The following is a 14,656-nucleotide window of genomic DNA, read 5'->3' on the forward strand; positions in this document are numbered from 1 at the left end:
ATCACTCGACCATCAGGTCGTCGATCTCCAGGTCCTCGTCGAGCAGGCAGTAGATGATCAGGTCCGGATACTGCTCAGGGGCGATGTAGAGCAGTGTGATCCCTCCGTCGCCGAACACGATCACGCCGTCCAGGGCGATGTCCGCCTTGAGTGTCCGCAGCTCGTCTTCCAGGTCGACGTCCTCGTCGCCCTCGTAGGCCGCATCGGTGAGCTCCTCGGCGACCTCCTGCTCGCGCTGATCGAGCGTCTCCTGAGTCAGTCGTGCGAGCGCGTGACGAACGGTGGCCTCCATCGCGTCCAGGTCGGGCAGGTCCTCACGGACGACGTCATCGATGTCCTCGTCATCATCATCGTCCTCGCCGTCATCGTCCCGTTCGAACTCCTCGTCGAACTCGTACTCCACAGTGACGCGGCGCCCGCCGGGCAACTCGACAGCAGCCGTGAGAGCTCCGTCCTCGTCCTGGTCGATGTCGTCAAGCTCGATCATGAGAACCTCCTGATCGCCATGATGTCACCGCGTCGCGACGGGCGGAAGAGCCAGTGCGCCTAATCTCATCGACATGAGGAGAACCCGCGGAAGCGTGATCTACGTCGACTCGCTCGACGAGCTGGACCAACGATTGGCATCCGGGGCGCGCTCGTTCTCGGGGTGGCGGCTCCGCGACCTCGACCTCACCGACCGCAGTGCGGCACTGCGCGCAGCGGACGTGACGGGCGCCCTGTTCCTGGGGTGCGTGCTGCGCCCGGACGACGGCGAGTCCGTGCGTGCCCGTGGTGCGATCGTGTTCCCCATGATCCCCGCCGTGCCGATCGAGATTTATCGCACGGCGTTGTACACCCCGCAGGAGCTGTACGACACCGCGGACTACGCGGACAGTCTGGACGCCCGCGTGTACGCCTGGTCCCAGCACGAGGATTCCCGCGACACCGCCCTGGCGCAGGCGCTGCACGACCACAGCCTCGGTCTCGCGCTGGATGACTGGACGCACGTCCGGCGGCTGGTGGGCGTGATGGGCGGCCATGGCATCGAGCGCGGAGAGCACGCGTACGCCGACGGTGCACGACTGGGGCGGATGCTGGCGCAGACGCACACCGTCGCCACGGGCGGCGGCCCCGGTGCGATGGAGGCCGTCAACCTGGGCGGCTACCTGAGCGGTCACGACGAGGATGCGCTGGACGAGTCGCTGGACGTCCTCAGCCGGGTGCCGGACTTCGCCGCGCACATCGGAGACTGGGCACAGGCGGCGTTCGCGGTGCGCGACCGGTTTCCGCACGGATCCGAGTCTCTCGGCATCCCCACCTGGCATTACGGTCACGAACCGCCCAATGCGTTTGCGAGCGCGATCGCGAAGTACTGCCGCAATGCGCAGCGTGAGGCGATCCTGCTGGAGGTCTGCCAGGCCGGCATCGTGTTCCTGCCCGGGGCGGCCGGAACCGTCCAGGAGATCTTCCAGGACGCCTGCGAGAACTACTACGCCGACGAATCGTCCCTCGCCCCCATGGTGCTGGTCGGGCGCGAGTACTGGACCGAGCGCTACCCCGCGTGGCCTCTGCTGCAGGCGCTGGCGAAGGGACGGCCGATGGAACCGCACGTGCACCTGGTCGACGGCATCGATGAGGCCGCCGAGCTCATGCGCAGCGGAGCGTCACGCTGACCATCGCCCAGAAGCAGAAAAGCCCCGGAACACTGGCGAGAGTGTTCCGAGGCTGATCCGTGCACCCCCAGGGACTTGAACCCTGAACCCATTGATTAAGAGTCAATTGCTCTGCCGATTGAGCTAGAGGTGCGTGGTCCGGATGAGTACCCCGACCGAGGAATTACATTACCAGCGGCCGGGGTGCGTGCCAAATCGATTCGGGATCTCGGGCGCGTTGCGTATCGTTTCACGACCGATATACGCGGAGCCTGCTCCGGTGACAGCCCCGGACTAGCCTGGGATGGTGACCGTCTCCCCTCCCGCCACGGACTTCAGCACCGACCTCGCGCTCGCTCTTCGGCTCGCCGACGCCGCCGATGCCCAGTCCCTTCCGAGGTTCGACGCTCCTGATCTCGAGGTCTCGCGCAAGGCCGACCGCACTCACGTCACGGATGCCGATCTCGCCACCGAGCGGGCCATCCGCGAGATCCTCAGCACCGAGCGTCCGGACGACGGCATCCTCGGCGAGGAGTACGGCACGGAGGGCGATGCACGCCGCCAGTGGATCATCGACCCCATCGACGGCACCGCGAACTTCCTGCGCGGAGTGCCGCTGTGGGGAACCATGATCGCCCTCGCCGTGGACGGCGTCCCGCAGGTCGGGGTCGTCAGCATGCCCGCCCTGGGCCGCCGCTGGTGGGCATCGGCCGGCGGGGGCTCCTGGACGGCGACGGATGCCGGTCCGCGGCGGATCGTCGTGTCGGGCGTCGACTCGCTGGACGATGCGAGTGTGAGCTTCCAGAGCATCGCGCAGTGGTCGGATGCCGGAAAACTGCCTGAGCTGCTCGCTCTGGCCGATCGGGTCTGGCGCGATCGCGCATACGGCGACATCTTCAGCTACATGCTCCTGGCCGAAGGGCGCATCGACATGGTCGCGGAGTTCGACGTCAAGGAGTACGACATCGCGGCCGCGGTGCCCATCGTCCGTGAAGCCGGCGGACGCATGACCGCGTTCGACGGCACCGAGACCCTGTCCTCCCTCTCAGCACTCGCCACCAACGGCATCCTGCACGACCCGTTCCTCTCCCTGTTCCGCGACGTGCAGCGCTCCTGAGCGCGGCACGCACCCCTCCCCCACGGATCACATGAAAAACCGCACCCCTCTGGCGGCCCTCGCGATTTTCGCAGCCCTCTCCCTCACCGCATGCAGCGGCGCCGCCCCCAGCCCGACGACTCCGCCTCCGACGACCGACGCCTCGACGCAGACGCCTCGAGCGACGGTGACGACCGGGCCGGTGGAGAAGACCCCGACCCCCACGACGGGCGAGCCGCTCACCTGCGACAACATGATCTCCGCAGCCACGGTGGATGCTCTGACGTCACAGGGCTGGACGTTCCAGGAACAGGAGCTCCGCATCGGCGAGAGCCCCGTCGACGGCGGCCTGCTGTGCTCCTGGGCCGATTACACGACGGCATCCGACCACGGTCAGATGTACGGCTGGGGACCGATCAGCGAGCAGCTCGCCCGCACCGCAGAGTCCGCGCTCGAGCGCGACGGGTGGCTGCGTTCCAGCGAGAGCGGCAGGACGTACCTCACCGAGGACCCCGCCTACGCGATCGCGAAGGACGACGAGGGATTCGGGATGACCTACGAGTTCGGTGATGGCTGGGGTCAAGTTCGCGGACACGAAACAGGGGCTGCTGCTCATCGAACGGGATGAGTGAGACAGCCCCCGGATGCGGTTGCGCCGCGGGATGCGCGGCGCAACCGAGAGATCAGTTGTCGCGCTGGTTCCAGTTGTCGGAGCGGCGCGTGTCGGAGCCGCGCTGGCGCATGACGTAGGCGAGCGCGAGGCTCACCAGCAGAATGCCCGCGGAGAACACGACGCCCTGTGCGGTCGGCAGGCTCCAGGAGATGCCGAACAGGTAGAACCCGCCCAGGAACAGGACCATGAACACGATGAAATCGACCACGTCGAAGCCTCCCGATCGTCGAATACCCATCCAGCTTAGTGGTCTTCGACCAGCACCGACGACGCGGCAGCCGACGCCGTGCGGACTAGATTGAAGGCATGCCGAGGATGACGAATGCCGCCGGACCCGCACGGCGCGGACGCCCGGGGCATGATCGTGCCGACATCATCCGCGCGGGCGTGCAGATCTTCAACGAACAGGGATACGACGCGACCTCGGTCTCGGACCTCACGGGCCGGCTCGGCCTGACCAAATCCGCCCTGTACCACCACGTGGACTCGAAGGAGCAGATCCTCCAGGTCGCACTGGAGGATGCACTCGGCGGACTCGAGAAGGCGCTTTCGGATGCGCTCGCGCGTCCCACCGCGGGTGAGCGGCTGACCGGGATCATCCGGGGTGCCGTGCGCGTGCTCACCGAGCGTCAGCCGGAGGTGACACTGCTGCTGCGTCTGCGGGGCAACAGCGAGATCGAGTCGGCTGCGCTGGCTCGCCGTCGGAGCTTCGATCACACCGTCACCGAGCTGGTGCGCGAAGCGCAGTCCGAGGGTCTGGTGCGCGCCGATCTGGATGCCGGTGTCGCGACACGACTGATCTTCGGCATGATCAATTCCGTCGTCGAGTGGTACCGCTCCGACGGCGCCGTGGATCCGGATCTGCTGTGCGATGAGATCCTCACCGTGGCCATGGGCGGCCTGCAGGCGCGCGACTGACCGGTTCAATCCTCCGGGCCATGACGACAAGAACCCCGACAGCCACGTGATCACGCGGCTGTCGGGGTTCTCATCCTGTGACAGCGGTTGGTGGAGCTGGGGGGAATCGAACCCCCGTCCGACGCTGCTAATCCACGTCTTCTCCGGGCGCAGTCTGTGAAAGCGTTCTGCTCGGCTCCGACCTTTGTCACAGACACCTAAGTCGACGAGCCCAGCCTGGGAAGAGTCCCGTGTGACGTCCAGACGCCATCACACAGCAAGATCCCTAGATGACGCCAGGGTCCGTAGCGGGATCACCTACGGTCTGACGGACTATCGGGCTCGCTTATGCAGCGAGGGCGAAGTCGTTGCGCTTTACGTTGGCAACTATTGGTTTGCAGGGAGCGTTCGCGAGATAACCCTGCATCCTCGGCCCGCTTCTCGTCGATACACAGGCGCCGTCGAAACCGATCAGCCCCGTGGACCTTCTTGCGAAGGAGCCGCTGTCACACTGTGGAATTACCAATCGGGCGCTTTCGCTCCCGAGCATCACAGACTACAACGAATCCGCGCCGCATCCTATTCCGGCGCCGGGACGTCGGCGGCGTGACGTACAGTCGCTCTCATGAGCGACGTCATCATCACCGTCCGAGGCGAACACGAGCTGCGGATCGCGCCCGAGCGGGCCACCGTCCATCTGACCCTCGCCTTCGACGGCCCCGACCGTGCCCAGGTCGTCGACAGGACCCTCGCGGCCGCCGGGCCGGTGCGCGAGCGCATCGAGGCGCAGAAGGCCTCGGGCAGCGTCGTCGAATGGTCCAGCGAGCGGATGGGCGTCTTCAGCGACCGGCCATGGAACAGCGAGGGCCGCCAGCTCGCGCCGGTGCACCGTGCGAGCGTGGACTTCACCGCGACGTTCTCCGACATCTCGGCGATGTCAGAGTGGGTGGCGGAGGCATCCGGCGAAGACGGCGTCTCGGTCGGGTACATCGACTGGCATCTCACTCCGCAGACCGAAGCGGAGGTGGAGCGGGAGGTTGCCGCCCAGGCCGTCGGCGTCGCCGTCGCACGGGCCCGTGCCTACGCCGAGGCGCTCGGGCTGCACAACGTCACGCCGCTGGAGATCGCAGACCGCGGACTGATCTCGGCCGGGGTGCCTCCGCAGGCCAAGGCCGCCATGCGGGCCGGTGCCGCCTTCGACCTGGAGTCGGCCGGTGGCCTGGAACTGCAGGGCGAGGAGATCACCGTCTCCGCCACCGTCGAGGGCCGCTTCGCGGCCAACTGAGCCCCGCCCGCCGACTGAAGGGGCCGGCCGGGCAGGACCCGGCCGGCAGACTCGAGTCAGCCGACGAGGTACGGCGCCAGCTCAGCGGCCAGTCGCTCCGAGACGTGCGCATGCACGAGTGTGCCGCCCTCTTCGTGTTCCGCCGAGATCAGTACGCCCGTCTCGTGCACCGCGGAGACCAGTTCGCCACGGTCGTACGGCACGAGCACGTGCACCTCGACGGCGGGCATCGGCAGCATCCGCTCGATCGTCGCGCGAAGCTCGTCGATGCCTTCTCCGGTGCGGGAGGAGACGAAGTGCGCGTCGGGCGCCAGCCCGCGCAGCACCAGCCGCTCGTCGTCACCGACCAGGTCCGCCTTGTTGAAGACGATGATCTCGGGCAGGTTGCGGGCACCGACATCGCCCATCACGTCACGGACGGTCTGCATCTGCGCGGAGGGATCGGGGTGAGAGCCGTCGACCACGTGCACGATCAGGTCGGCCTGGCCGACCTCCTCGAGCGTCGAGCGGAACGCCTCGACCAGCTGGTGCGGCAGGTTGCGGACGAACCCGACCGTGTCGGTGAGCGTGTACACGCGCCCGTCAGCCGCCTCCGCGCGCCGGACGGTCGCATCCAGCGTGGCGAACAGCGCGTTCTCGACCAGCACACCGGCGCTGGTCAGCGCGTTCAGCAGACTCGACTTGCCCGCGTTGGTGTATCCGGCGATTGCGACGGACGGGATGGTGTTCCGCCTGCGCTCGGCGCGCTTCGCGTCGCGCGCAGGCGCGAAGTCGCGGATCTGACGACGCAGCAGCGCCATCCGGGTGCGGATGCGGCGACGATCCAGCTCGATCTTCGTCTCACCGGGGCCACGCGACCCCATACCTGCCCCGCCGGCGCCGACCTGGCCACCGGCCTGACGGCTCATGGAGTCACCCCAGCCGCGCAGACGCGGCAGCAGGTACTCGAGCTGTGCGAGTTCGACCTGCGCCTTGCCCTCACGGCTCTTGGCGTGCTGGCTGAAGATGTCGAGGATCACCGTGGTGCGATCGATCACCTTCACCTTCACGACATCCTCCAGCGCACGCCGCTGGCTCGCGGCCAGCTCGGTGTCCGCGATCACGGTGTCCGCGCCGACGGCCGCGACGATGTCCTTGAGCTCCTGCGCCTTGCCTCGGCCGAGATATGTCGCCGCGTCCGGGTGCGGCCGGCGCTGCAGCAGACCGTCGAGAACGACCGCTCCGGCTGTCTCGGCGAGAGCGGCGAGTTCGCGCAGCGAGTTCTCGGCATCCTCCTGGGCGCCCTGCGGATACACGCCCACGAGGACGACGTTCTCCAGCCGCAGCTGCCGGTACTCGACCTCGGTGACGTCCTGGAGTTCGGTGGAGAGACCACCCACACGCCGCAGCGCGCGCCGGTCGTCCAGATCCCACTGCTCGCCATCGTGGGCGCCGTGCGCGGCCGTGGAATCGCTCTGCAGAGCCTGAGCCGCGCCGAACACCTTCGCCTCGGTTCGCGACTCTGCGTGCGCGAGCACGCGGTCCAGCGCTTCCGATGTGGTGCTGTCGTCGTGCGTCTTCGTCATCCGGTCCTTTTCTTCGACATCATCTGCCCAGGGCGCCTTAACCTTAGCCCCGGCGTCCGGTACGCTCTCTGCATGCCGTCCGATCACTATTTCAGCGCGGCCCCGGCAAGTGCAGAGAACCTGCGCACCCTTCGCGTCACCCTCGCAGGACAGGAACTGGAACTGACCACCGCTGGTGGGATCTTCAGTCCTGACCGGCTGGATGCCGGAACGGCCGTGCTGTTCGCCAATATGCCCCCGCTGCCGCCTGGAGGCGACTTCCTCGACCTCGGATGCGGTTGGGGCCCCATCGCGCTGACGATGGCTCTTTCCGCTCCCCACGCCACCGTGTGGGCCGTGGACGTCAACGAGCGCGCCCTTGATCTGACCCGCCGCAACGCCGAGGCGCTCGGCCTCACCAATGTCAACGCTGTGAAGCCCGACGATGTTCCCGATGAGGTCTCGTTCCGCACGATCCGGTCCAATCCGCCGATCCGCGTGGGGAAGAACGAGCTGCACGGGATGCTGGAGCGCTGGATCCCCCGTCTGGACGAACGCAGCGACGCCTGGATGGTCGTGCAGCGGAATCTGGGGGCGGATTCGCTGCAGCGCTGGATGGCATCGACGTTCACGCCCGGTTTCAGCGTGCATCGCGCAGCCACGGGCAAGGGCTATCGGGTGCTGAAGGTGCGCCGCCACGGCGACCCTCCCACCGCGCCGATCACCGTCACCGGCTGAGGTCGACGCGCCTCGCTCGGTCCGCGGGCGTCAGACGAGGTCGATCTCGCCCCGGTAGACCAGCTGCGCGGGACCGGACAGAGCGACGTGCTCGCCGTCCTCGGCGGCGAACATGCGCACACCGAGCGTGCCTCCGGGCACCTCGACGCGCCACTGATGCGGCGCACGCGCTCCGGCCCAGTGCCGGACGGCGAGAGCGGAGGCCACGGCACCCGTCCCGCAGCTGAGCGTCTCGCCGGAGCCGCGCTCGTGCACTCGCATCCGCAGCTGGCCGACGCCATCGCGCATCAGCGGTTCGCCGGGCACCACGAATTCGACGTTGGCGCCCGCTGCGGGTGAGGGATCGAGGATCGGCGTCGGGTTCAGATCGAGTCCGGCCAGCTCCTCATCGGATGCCAGCGCCACCACGACGTGCGGGTTGCCGACGTCGATGCCGAGGCCGGGGCGTGCCACCGAGAGGCCGGCGGCGCGGGCCAACGGCTCACCACCGGCCAGACGCCAGCGTCCCAGATCCACCTGGTAGCCGTTCTCACTGCGCATGACGTCGCGAACACCGGCGCGGGTGCCGATGGGCAGCGTCGATCCCGGCTCCAGCGTCGCGAGCGACGAGCGCAGCAGGTAGTGGACGAACACCCGGATGCCGTTGCCGCACATCTCGGAGACCGATCCGTCGGCGTTGCGGTAGTCCATGAACCACTCCGCGGCCGGTTCCTCGGCCAGCGCCGCCGCGCCGTCCGCGATCGCCGAGGAACGGACGACACGCAGGACTCCGTCGGCGCCGACGCCGAAGTTGCGGTCGCACAGCGCCTGCACCCGGCTCGGTGTCAGGTCGAGTTCCCCGTCCACGTCTTCGATGATGACGAAGTCGTTGCCGGTGCCGTGTCCCTTGGTGAATGCGACCATGCCGCAATTCTACGGGTCGGCGATCATGAGCCGGCCAACGGCCCGACCACCCGGTAGCGCCCGCACAGGAAGCTCTGGTTGCGTGCGACGTCGAGGAGCTCGAGATCCAGAGCGCGTGGCAGCACGGCCGCGCCGGACCCCAGGGTCACGGGCGCGTACTGGATCCACACCTCGTCGACCAGGCCGGCATCGATGAAGCGCCCGACCAGCTCTCCCCCACCGACGATCCAGAGATCCCTGCCACCGGCCGCAGCCGTCATCTCGGCGTGCACCTCCCGCACGTCGGACTGCGTCAGCCGGACATCCGCACCCGTGGGCACGTCGAGCTCACGGTGCGAGAACACCCACGCCGGCAGCGTGTAGCTCCAGCCGTCCTCGTCGTGCTCCAGGATCCACTCGTATGTGTGCGCGCCCATCGCCATCGCACCGAGCCCGGCCCGGAAGCCGGGGTAGGCCATCGGTCCGTCGTCGTCGATGTCCTGCTTGAGCAGCCAGTCCAGGGAGTGATCGGCGGTGGCGATGAAGCCGTCGAGACTGGAGGCGGTGTAGTAGTGGGTGGCCATCAGTCCATCGTGACGGGCGCCACCGACATCGACAAGGGCATCAGTCCTCGGCGACGAGACTCTCGACCCGAACCGCCATCGGGTCGAGCCATTCGATGCCGGGGTAGCGCTTGAACCAGGAGACCTGGCGGCGGGCGTATCGGCGGGTCAGGGCCTGGGTCTCGGCGATGGCGTCCTGCTCGTGCTTCTCACCGCGCAGCTGAGCGAGCGCCTGCGCGTATCCGATCGCCCTAGACGCCGTCACACCGCGCTCGATGCCGTCCTCGCGCAGCTGTGCGACCTCATCGAGCAGCCCGGTCCGCCACATCTGCTCGGCACGGTGATCCAGACGCTGTACGAGTTCCGGGCGGTCGACGTGCAGTCCGAGGATGCGGGTGCGCGGATGCCACAGCACGGGCGCTTCGGGCAGGGCGGCCCCGTGGGTCTGTCCACCCTGTTCCAGCACCTCCAGGGCGCGTACGATGCGACGGCCGTTCTTCGGATCGATCCGCTCGGCCGTCGCGGCATCCTTCTCGCGGAGTCGCTCGAACAGGACGCCCGCGCCGAGCGCGTCGAGTTCCGCCTCCAGGCGTGCGCGCACGACGGCATCGCGCGGCGGGAACCGGAAGTCGAAGATCACGCTCGAGACGTACAGGCCCGATCCCCCGACGAGGATGGCATCGCCCCCGCGTGCGTGGATGTCGTGCACTGCGGCGCGGGCGATCGGCTGATACCAGGCGACAGCAGCCTCATCGATGACCTCGCGGACGTCGAACAGATGGTGCGGGATGCCGCGGCGCTCGTCGACGGCCAGCTTGGCGGTGCCGATGTCCATGCCGCGGTACAGCTGCATGGCATCCGCGTTGACGATCTCCGCAGGATTGCCGAGCGATCGCAGACGCTCGGCGAGGTCGAGTGCGAGATCGCTCTTGCCGGTGCCGGTGGCGCCGACCACCGCCCACAGGCGCGGCTCGCGCGCGGGTGCGGTCACACTCCGGTGCGCAGGGTAGGCAGGCCGAGCGATACCGCGCGCGGAGCACCGGACTCGCCGGCGGGCGCGGGAACCGCGCAGCTCGCCGCCTGGGCACGATCCCACGCATCGCCGCCGCGGGTGCGGCGGATGCGCAGGGGGGCGCCTGTCGGGTCATCGGCGAGCAGGTGGAAGGGTGCGCCGTGCGTGATCGTGACGGCCACGATGTCGCCCGGGCGCGGGAGATCCGAACCGGGCGTCACCTCGAAGTGCACCAGTCGGTTGTCCTCGGCACGGCCGGTCAGGCGATGCGTCTCGGCATCCTTCTTGCCCTCGCCGACTGAGACCAGCACCTCGACCTCACGGCCGACCTGCTTCTGGTTCTCCTCGAGGGAGATGCGCTCCTGCAGGGCGATCAGGCGGTTGTAGCGCGCCTGCACGACCTCCTTGGGCACCTGGTCCGCCATGGTCGCGGCGGGTGTTCCCTCGCGGATCGAGTACTGGAATGTGAAGGCACTGGAGAACCGCGCCTGCTCGACGACCCGCATGGTGTCCTCGAAGTCCTCGTCGGTCTCGCCGGGGAAGCCGACGATGATGTCGGTGGTGATCGCGGCGTTCGGGATGCGCTCGCGCACCCGGTCGAGGATGCCGAGGAAGCGGGAGCTGCGGTACGAGCGGCGCATGGCCTTCAGGATCCGGTCGCTGCCGGACTGCAGCGGCATGTGCAGCTGGGGCATGACGTTCGGCGTCTCGGCCATCGCATCGATGACGTCGTCGGTGAACGCCGCGGGGTGCGGACTGGTGAAGCGGATGCGCTCGAGCCCGTCGATCTCGCCGGCCGCGCGCAGCAGCTTGCCGAACGCCTGACGGTCGCCGAATTCGACGCCGTAGGAGTTCACGTTCTGGCCGAGCAGCGTGACCTCGATCGCGCCGTCCTCCACGAGCAGCCGGAGCTCGCTGAGGATGTCGCCGGGGCGACGGTCCTTCTCCTTGCCGCGCAGGCTGGGCACGATGCAGAACGTGCAGGTGTTGTTGCAGCCCACCGAGATCGAGACCCAGCCGCTGTGCGCGGAGTCGCGTTTGGTCGGCAGGGTGGACGGGAAGACCTCGAGCGCCTCGAGGATCTCGAGTTCTGCCTCGCCGTTGTGTCGCGCGCGCTCCAGCAGCCCCGGAAGAGAGCCCATGTTGTGCGTGCCGAAGACCACGTCGACCCAGGGTGCCTTGTCGAGCACGGCCTGCTGGTCCATCTGCGCCAGGCAGCCGCCCACGGCGATCTGCATGCCCTCGTGCTTGTCCTTGACGGACTTCAGATGTCCGAGCGTGCCGTAGAGCTTGCCTGCGGCGTTGTCGCGGACCGCGCAGGTGTTGATGATCACGATGTCGGCATCGGCGCCGTCATCCGCACGCACATAGCCTGCGCTCTCCAGCGACCCGGAGAGGCGCTCGGAGTCGTGCACATTCATCTGGCAGCCGAAGGTGCGCACCTCATAGGAGCGCTGGCGTCCATCGGCATCGACCGCGGCCGAAGAGGGCGCGATGATCGTCGGTTCGGAGGAGAGAAGAGACATGATCCAGCCATTCTACGATCCGCGGCCGCCGATGGGCCCGCCGCCGGCGGCGACTCCTCCCGCTGGAGGAGAAGACGTCCGCGTGAACGGTCAGTCCGATTCGACGAAACGGACTCCGGAGCGTCCTCCCGAACGTCCGCTGCCCGCTTCGCGAAGCGCCGTGCGAGCGGCGTTCATCGCCGATGATCCTCCGTAGCCGCGTCGGGCGAGCTGCCCCAGCAGCCGCCTCAGGGCCGCCTCGGGTTCCAGCCTGGCCATACCGGGAGCCTTGCTGCGGGCGTACTCCAGAGCGCGCTCCTCGTCGTCGTCCGGCAGCTCCGAGAGCGCGTCGTCGACGATGTCGCGAGGGATGCCTCGCTGAGAAAGCGCGCGGGAGAGGGCGACCCTCCCCTGCCCCTTGCGCTCGACGCCTGCCGTCACCAGCAGCGAGGCGAGCGTGCGGTCGTCGAGATAGCCACGATGCAGGAACTCGTCGATGATCTGATCGATCGTGTCGCGGTCTACGTCGTTGGAGCGCAGCACAGTCCGGGCCTCCGATACCGACAGCTGCTTGGCACGCAGCTTGCGCACCAGCATCTCCGAGGCTCTCGCGCTGAGCTCGTCCGAGTTCACCGCGGGCGTCTGCTCGTCCTGATCCATGCCACCGACAAGAGTGGGGACGAACGGCGCGGGCGTGATCGGGTCGTCGGCCAGCGCGGAGCGCCAGACGCCCTCGGGTCCGGTGCGCCGAGGCATCTCGCCGGGCTCGGCGTCCTTCGACGTGTGCGCCCCGAAAAGGGGGATGACGGGGGCGAGGTGCTCCTCGCCCCCGTTCCGGTTCGTCATGATCAGGCCGGGCGGCGCTCGGCCAGCTGGTCGGCCGGCGCCTCTTCGACCGCCTTCATGCCGATGCCCAGCTTCTGCTTGATCTGGGTCTCGATCGCGAGTGCGATGTCGACGTTCTTGATCAGGAAGTTCCGGGCGTTCTCCTTGCCCTGACCGAGCTGGTCGCCGTCGTAGGTGTACCAGGAGCCGGACTTCTTCACGATCCCGTGCTCGACGCCGAAGTCGATCAGGCTGCCCTCGCGGGAGATGCCGATTCCGTACAGGATGTCGAACTCGGCCTGCTTGAACGGCGGCGCCATCTTGTTCTTGACGACCTTGACGCGGGTGCGGTTTCCCACCGCGTCGGTGCCGTCCTTGAGCGTCTCGATGCGGCGGATGTCCAGGCGGACGGACGCGTAGAACTTCAGCGCCTTTCCACCTGCGGTCGTCTCGGGCGAGCCGAAGAACACGCCGATCTTCTCGCGCAGCTGGTTGATGAAGATCATCGTGGTGTTGGTCTGGTTCAGCCCACCGGTGAGCTTGCGCAGCGCCTGCGACATGAGGCGCGCCTGCAGACCCACGTGCGAGTCGCCCATCTCGCCCTCGATCTCGGCACGCGGCACCAGAGCCGCGACGGAGTCGATGACGATGAGGTCGATGGAGCCGGAGCGCACGAGCATGTCGGCGATCTCGAGCGCCTGCTCGCCCGTGTCGGGCTGGGAGACGAGCAGCGCGTCGATGTCGACGCCCAGCTTGGCCGCGTAGTCGGGGTCGAGTGCGTGCTCCGCGTCGACGAAGGCGGCGATGCCGCCGGCGCGCTGCGCGTTGGCGATCGCGTGCAGGGTCAGGGTGGTCTTACCCGAGGACTCCGGCCCGTAGATCTCGACGATGCGTCCACGCGGCAGTCCTCCGACGCCGAGAGCGACGTCGAGGGCGATGGAGCCGGTGGGGATGACTTCGACAGGGGCCCGCTCGTCGCTGCCCAGCCGCATGACCGAGCCCTTCCCGAACTGGCGGTCGATCTGGGCGAGGGCTGATTCCAGGGCCTTCTCGCGGTCCGAGGGTGATGGCATGACGTGCTCCTTCTGCTCGCGTGCTGCCGCCTGTAGGCTGTCGCGGCCACCCCGACTGGGGTCGCTCTCCGACAAGGCGCATGGCTCAGTGCCACGTCATTCACGCTAAGAGGTGCCACCGACATTGCATCGGCGCGCCCACTGATTGTGGATGACAGTCGCTACGAGACCACTTGTGCAGAACGATACGCGCTCCTCGAACACATCTTCGACGACACGCCGTCGCGTGTCGTCGAAGATTCGTTCAGTGGATTCGTTCAGCGCTTGCGCGGCTCCAGCCGGCCCACACCGTACCGACGCTCGGCGGGCACGTCGACCTCGTCGCACAGCGCCAGCCAGATGTCGCGCGGCGGCACTCCGGCATCCAGTGCCTCCAGCGCCGTCGTGCCGAGGCCGCCGAGGACGAGATCCTGCGTCAAAGACGTGGCCCTTGCACCGAACTCGTCATCGACCGCGCGCAGGAATTCGCTGCGTCTCATGCGTGTGCGGTGCCGCTCAGTGGAGCGAGAGCTCGGGCTCGACCGAGGCGACCAGGTCGTCGGGCACTACGTCCGGGAAGCTGCTGATGCCCTCGATGACCGAGATGCGGTCGCCGACCTCGCGCATGATGGTCGAGATGGGAACGTCCAGAGCATCGGCGACCGAGGCGAGGATCTCGCTCGACGCCTCCTTCTGGCCCCGCTCGACCTCGCTGAGGTAACCGAGCGCGACGGACGCCTTGCTCGCGACCTGCCGGAGGGTCCGACCCTTCTGCAGGCGGAAGTCCCGCAGCACATCGCCGATCTCCTGTCGTACAAGGATCATCGGAACCTCCTCTCCATTGTCTTGCTCGGATGCCGATCCGAATGGACAGCCAGTCTAGCCTGTTCGCTTCGCACCGAACCTACTGTTTCCCGCTGTGCTTCTGTTGTGAAAGAACGCTTCGTCGT

At 67.9% G+C, this 14,656-nt stretch carries 17 protein-coding genes, 1 tRNA gene and 1 other RNA gene; 6 read left to right on the forward strand and 13 right to left on the reverse strand.

All coding sequences use genetic code 11. The annotated features are described in order from the left end of the window. Position 1: 1 nt before the first annotated feature. Positions 2–487 (reverse strand): hypothetical protein, encoded by a 486-nt coding sequence (locus QF046_RS03720; RefSeq protein WP_307366325.1) that lies wholly within the window; start codon positions 485–487, stop codon positions 2–4. Positions 488–560: 73 nt separating this feature from the next. Here QF046_RS03720 and QF046_RS03725 point away from each other — a divergent pair, with 73 nt between their 5' ends. Further along, positions 561–1,655, forward strand: a complete 1,095-nt coding sequence (locus tag QF046_RS03725; protein WP_307366327.1) for an LOG family protein — start codon at positions 561–563, stop codon at positions 1,653–1,655. Positions 1,656–1,715: 60 nt separating this feature from the next. Here the strand turns inward: QF046_RS03725 and QF046_RS03730 are convergent. Next, positions 1,716–1,788: transfer RNA gene (locus QF046_RS03730), tRNA-Lys, on the reverse strand. Positions 1,789–1,941: 153 nt separating this feature from the next. Here QF046_RS03730 and QF046_RS03735 point away from each other — a divergent pair. Both QF046_RS03735 and QF046_RS03740 read left to right on the forward strand, forming a co-directional pair. Then, complete coding sequence (locus tag QF046_RS03735) at positions 1,942–2,751, forward strand: inositol monophosphatase family protein (RefSeq protein WP_307366329.1); 810 nt, start codon at positions 1,942–1,944, stop codon at positions 2,749–2,751. 31 nt (positions 2,752–2,782) lie between these two features. Further along, positions 2,783–3,358 (forward strand): hypothetical protein, encoded by a 576-nt coding sequence (locus tag QF046_RS03740; RefSeq protein WP_307366331.1) that lies wholly within the window; start codon positions 2,783–2,785, stop codon positions 3,356–3,358. A gap of 55 nt (positions 3,359–3,413) precedes the next feature. Here QF046_RS03740 and QF046_RS03745 read toward each other — a convergent pair whose 3' ends face one another. Then, entirely contained in the window at positions 3,414–3,611 is a 198-nt protein-coding gene (locus QF046_RS03745) for a hypothetical protein (RefSeq protein ID WP_307366332.1), read from the reverse strand. 98 nt (positions 3,612–3,709) lie between these two features. Between QF046_RS03745 and QF046_RS03750 the strand changes: the two genes are divergently transcribed. After that, the gene (locus QF046_RS03750; RefSeq protein WP_307366334.1) at positions 3,710–4,321 is read left to right on the forward strand and encodes a TetR/AcrR family transcriptional regulator; all 612 of its coding nucleotides are present in this window, start codon (positions 3,710–3,712) and stop codon (positions 4,319–4,321) included. 88 nt (positions 4,322–4,409) lie between these two features. Here the strand turns inward: QF046_RS03750 and ssrA are convergent. After that, positions 4,410–4,779, reverse strand: a transfer-messenger RNA (tmRNA) gene (gene ssrA, locus QF046_RS03755). 146 nt (positions 4,780–4,925) lie between these two features. On the opposite strand from ssrA, the gene QF046_RS03760 reads away from it, so the two are divergent. Then, positions 4,926–5,585 (forward strand): SIMPL domain-containing protein, encoded by a 660-nt coding sequence (locus tag QF046_RS03760; RefSeq protein WP_307366336.1) that lies wholly within the window; start codon positions 4,926–4,928, stop codon positions 5,583–5,585. 56 nt (positions 5,586–5,641) lie between these two features. On the opposite strand, the gene hflX is transcribed toward QF046_RS03760, so the two are convergent. Next, on the reverse strand, positions 5,642–7,150 hold the full coding sequence (gene hflX, locus QF046_RS03765; protein ID WP_307366338.1) for a GTPase HflX: 1,509 nt from the start codon (positions 7,148–7,150) through the stop codon (positions 5,642–5,644). Between the two features lie 72 nt (positions 7,151–7,222). Here hflX and QF046_RS03770 point away from each other — a divergent pair, with 72 nt between their 5' ends. After that, entirely contained in the window at positions 7,223–7,867 is a 645-nt protein-coding gene (locus QF046_RS03770; protein WP_307366340.1) for a class I SAM-dependent methyltransferase, read from the forward strand. A 30-nt stretch (positions 7,868–7,897) separates the two neighbouring features. On the opposite strand, the gene dapF is transcribed toward QF046_RS03770, so the two are convergent. From dapF to QF046_RS03810, 8 genes are all read right to left on the reverse strand, one after another. Continuing rightward, positions 7,898–8,770, reverse strand: coding sequence for a diaminopimelate epimerase (gene dapF / locus QF046_RS03775; RefSeq protein ID WP_307366342.1), 873 nt, complete (start codon positions 8,768–8,770; stop codon positions 7,898–7,900). Between the two features lie 23 nt (positions 8,771–8,793). Next, positions 8,794–9,333, reverse strand: a complete 540-nt coding sequence (locus tag QF046_RS03780; RefSeq protein WP_307366344.1) for a dihydrofolate reductase family protein — start codon at positions 9,331–9,333, stop codon at positions 8,794–8,796. A gap of 40 nt (positions 9,334–9,373) precedes the next feature. Next, positions 9,374–10,303: a tRNA (adenosine(37)-N6)-dimethylallyltransferase MiaA gene (gene miaA, locus QF046_RS03785; protein WP_307366346.1), complete on the reverse strand. Its 930-nt coding sequence runs from the start codon at positions 10,301–10,303 to the stop codon at positions 9,374–9,376. After that, positions 10,300–11,850, reverse strand: coding sequence for a tRNA (N6-isopentenyl adenosine(37)-C2)-methylthiotransferase MiaB (miaB, locus tag QF046_RS03790; protein WP_307366348.1), 1,551 nt, complete (start codon positions 11,848–11,850; stop codon positions 10,300–10,302). The genes miaA and miaB overlap by 4 nt, the downstream gene beginning before the upstream one ends. Positions 11,851–11,940: 90 nt before the next feature. Continuing rightward, entirely contained in the window at positions 11,941–12,675 is a 735-nt protein-coding gene (locus tag QF046_RS03795) for a regulatory protein RecX (protein ID WP_307366350.1), read from the reverse strand. Between the two features lie 2 nt (positions 12,676–12,677). Further along, the gene (recA, locus tag QF046_RS03800) at positions 12,678–13,727 is read right to left on the reverse strand and encodes a recombinase RecA (RefSeq protein WP_307366352.1); all 1,050 of its coding nucleotides are present in this window, start codon (positions 13,725–13,727) and stop codon (positions 12,678–12,680) included. Between the two features lie 257 nt (positions 13,728–13,984). Beyond that, a complete protein-coding gene (locus QF046_RS03805) occupies positions 13,985–14,206 on the reverse strand; it encodes a DUF3046 domain-containing protein (RefSeq protein WP_307366354.1) in 222 nt (73 codons plus the stop codon). Between the two features lie 16 nt (positions 14,207–14,222). Further along, on the reverse strand, positions 14,223–14,531 hold the full coding sequence (locus QF046_RS03810) for a helix-turn-helix domain-containing protein (RefSeq protein ID WP_307366356.1): 309 nt from the start codon (positions 14,529–14,531) through the stop codon (positions 14,223–14,225). Between the last annotated feature and the right edge of the window lie 125 nt (positions 14,532–14,656).

Source organism: Microbacterium sp. W4I4 (genome assembly GCF_030816235.1).
In the GTDB taxonomy this organism is placed as follows: Bacteria; Actinomycetota; Actinomycetes; order Actinomycetales; family Microbacteriaceae; genus Microbacterium.

Bases quoted from the DNA above. Each gene is read 5' to 3' on its own strand.
- QF046_RS03720 (WP_307366325.1), bottom strand. From the start codon at position 487: ATGATCGAGCTTGACGACATCGACCAGGACGAGGACGGAGCTCTCACG.
- QF046_RS03725 (WP_307366327.1), top strand. From the start codon at position 561: ATGAGGAGAACCCGCGGAAGCGTGATCTACGTCGACTCGCTCGACGAG.
- QF046_RS03740 (WP_307366331.1), top strand. From the start codon at position 2,783: ATGAAAAACCGCACCCCTCTGGCGGCCCTCGCGATTTTCGCAGCCCTC.
- QF046_RS03750 (WP_307366334.1), top strand. From the start codon at position 3,710: ATGCCGAGGATGACGAATGCCGCCGGACCCGCACGGCGCGGACGCCCG.
- QF046_RS03760 (WP_307366336.1), top strand. From the start codon at position 4,926: ATGAGCGACGTCATCATCACCGTCCGAGGCGAACACGAGCTGCGGATC.
- hflX (WP_307366338.1), bottom strand. From the start codon at position 7,150: ATGACGAAGACGCACGACGACAGCACCACATCGGAAGCGCTGGACCGC.
- QF046_RS03770 (WP_307366340.1), top strand. From the start codon at position 7,223: ATGCCGTCCGATCACTATTTCAGCGCGGCCCCGGCAAGTGCAGAGAAC.
- dapF (WP_307366342.1), bottom strand. From the start codon at position 8,770: ATGGTCGCATTCACCAAGGGACACGGCACCGGCAACGACTTCGTCATC.
- QF046_RS03780 (WP_307366344.1), bottom strand. From the start codon at position 9,333: ATGGCCACCCACTACTACACCGCCTCCAGTCTCGACGGCTTCATCGCC.
- miaB (WP_307366348.1), bottom strand. From the start codon at position 11,850: ATGTCTCTTCTCTCCTCCGAACCGACGATCATCGCGCCCTCTTCGGCC.
- QF046_RS03795 (WP_307366350.1), bottom strand. From the start codon at position 12,675: ATGACGAACCGGAACGGGGGCGAGGAGCACCTCGCCCCCGTCATCCCC.
- recA (WP_307366352.1), bottom strand. From the start codon at position 13,727: ATGCCATCACCCTCGGACCGCGAGAAGGCCCTGGAATCAGCCCTCGCC.
- QF046_RS03805 (WP_307366354.1), bottom strand. From the start codon at position 14,206: ATGAGACGCAGCGAATTCCTGCGCGCGGTCGATGACGAGTTCGGTGCA.
- QF046_RS03810 (WP_307366356.1), bottom strand. From the start codon at position 14,531: ATGATCCTTGTACGACAGGAGATCGGCGATGTGCTGCGGGACTTCCGC.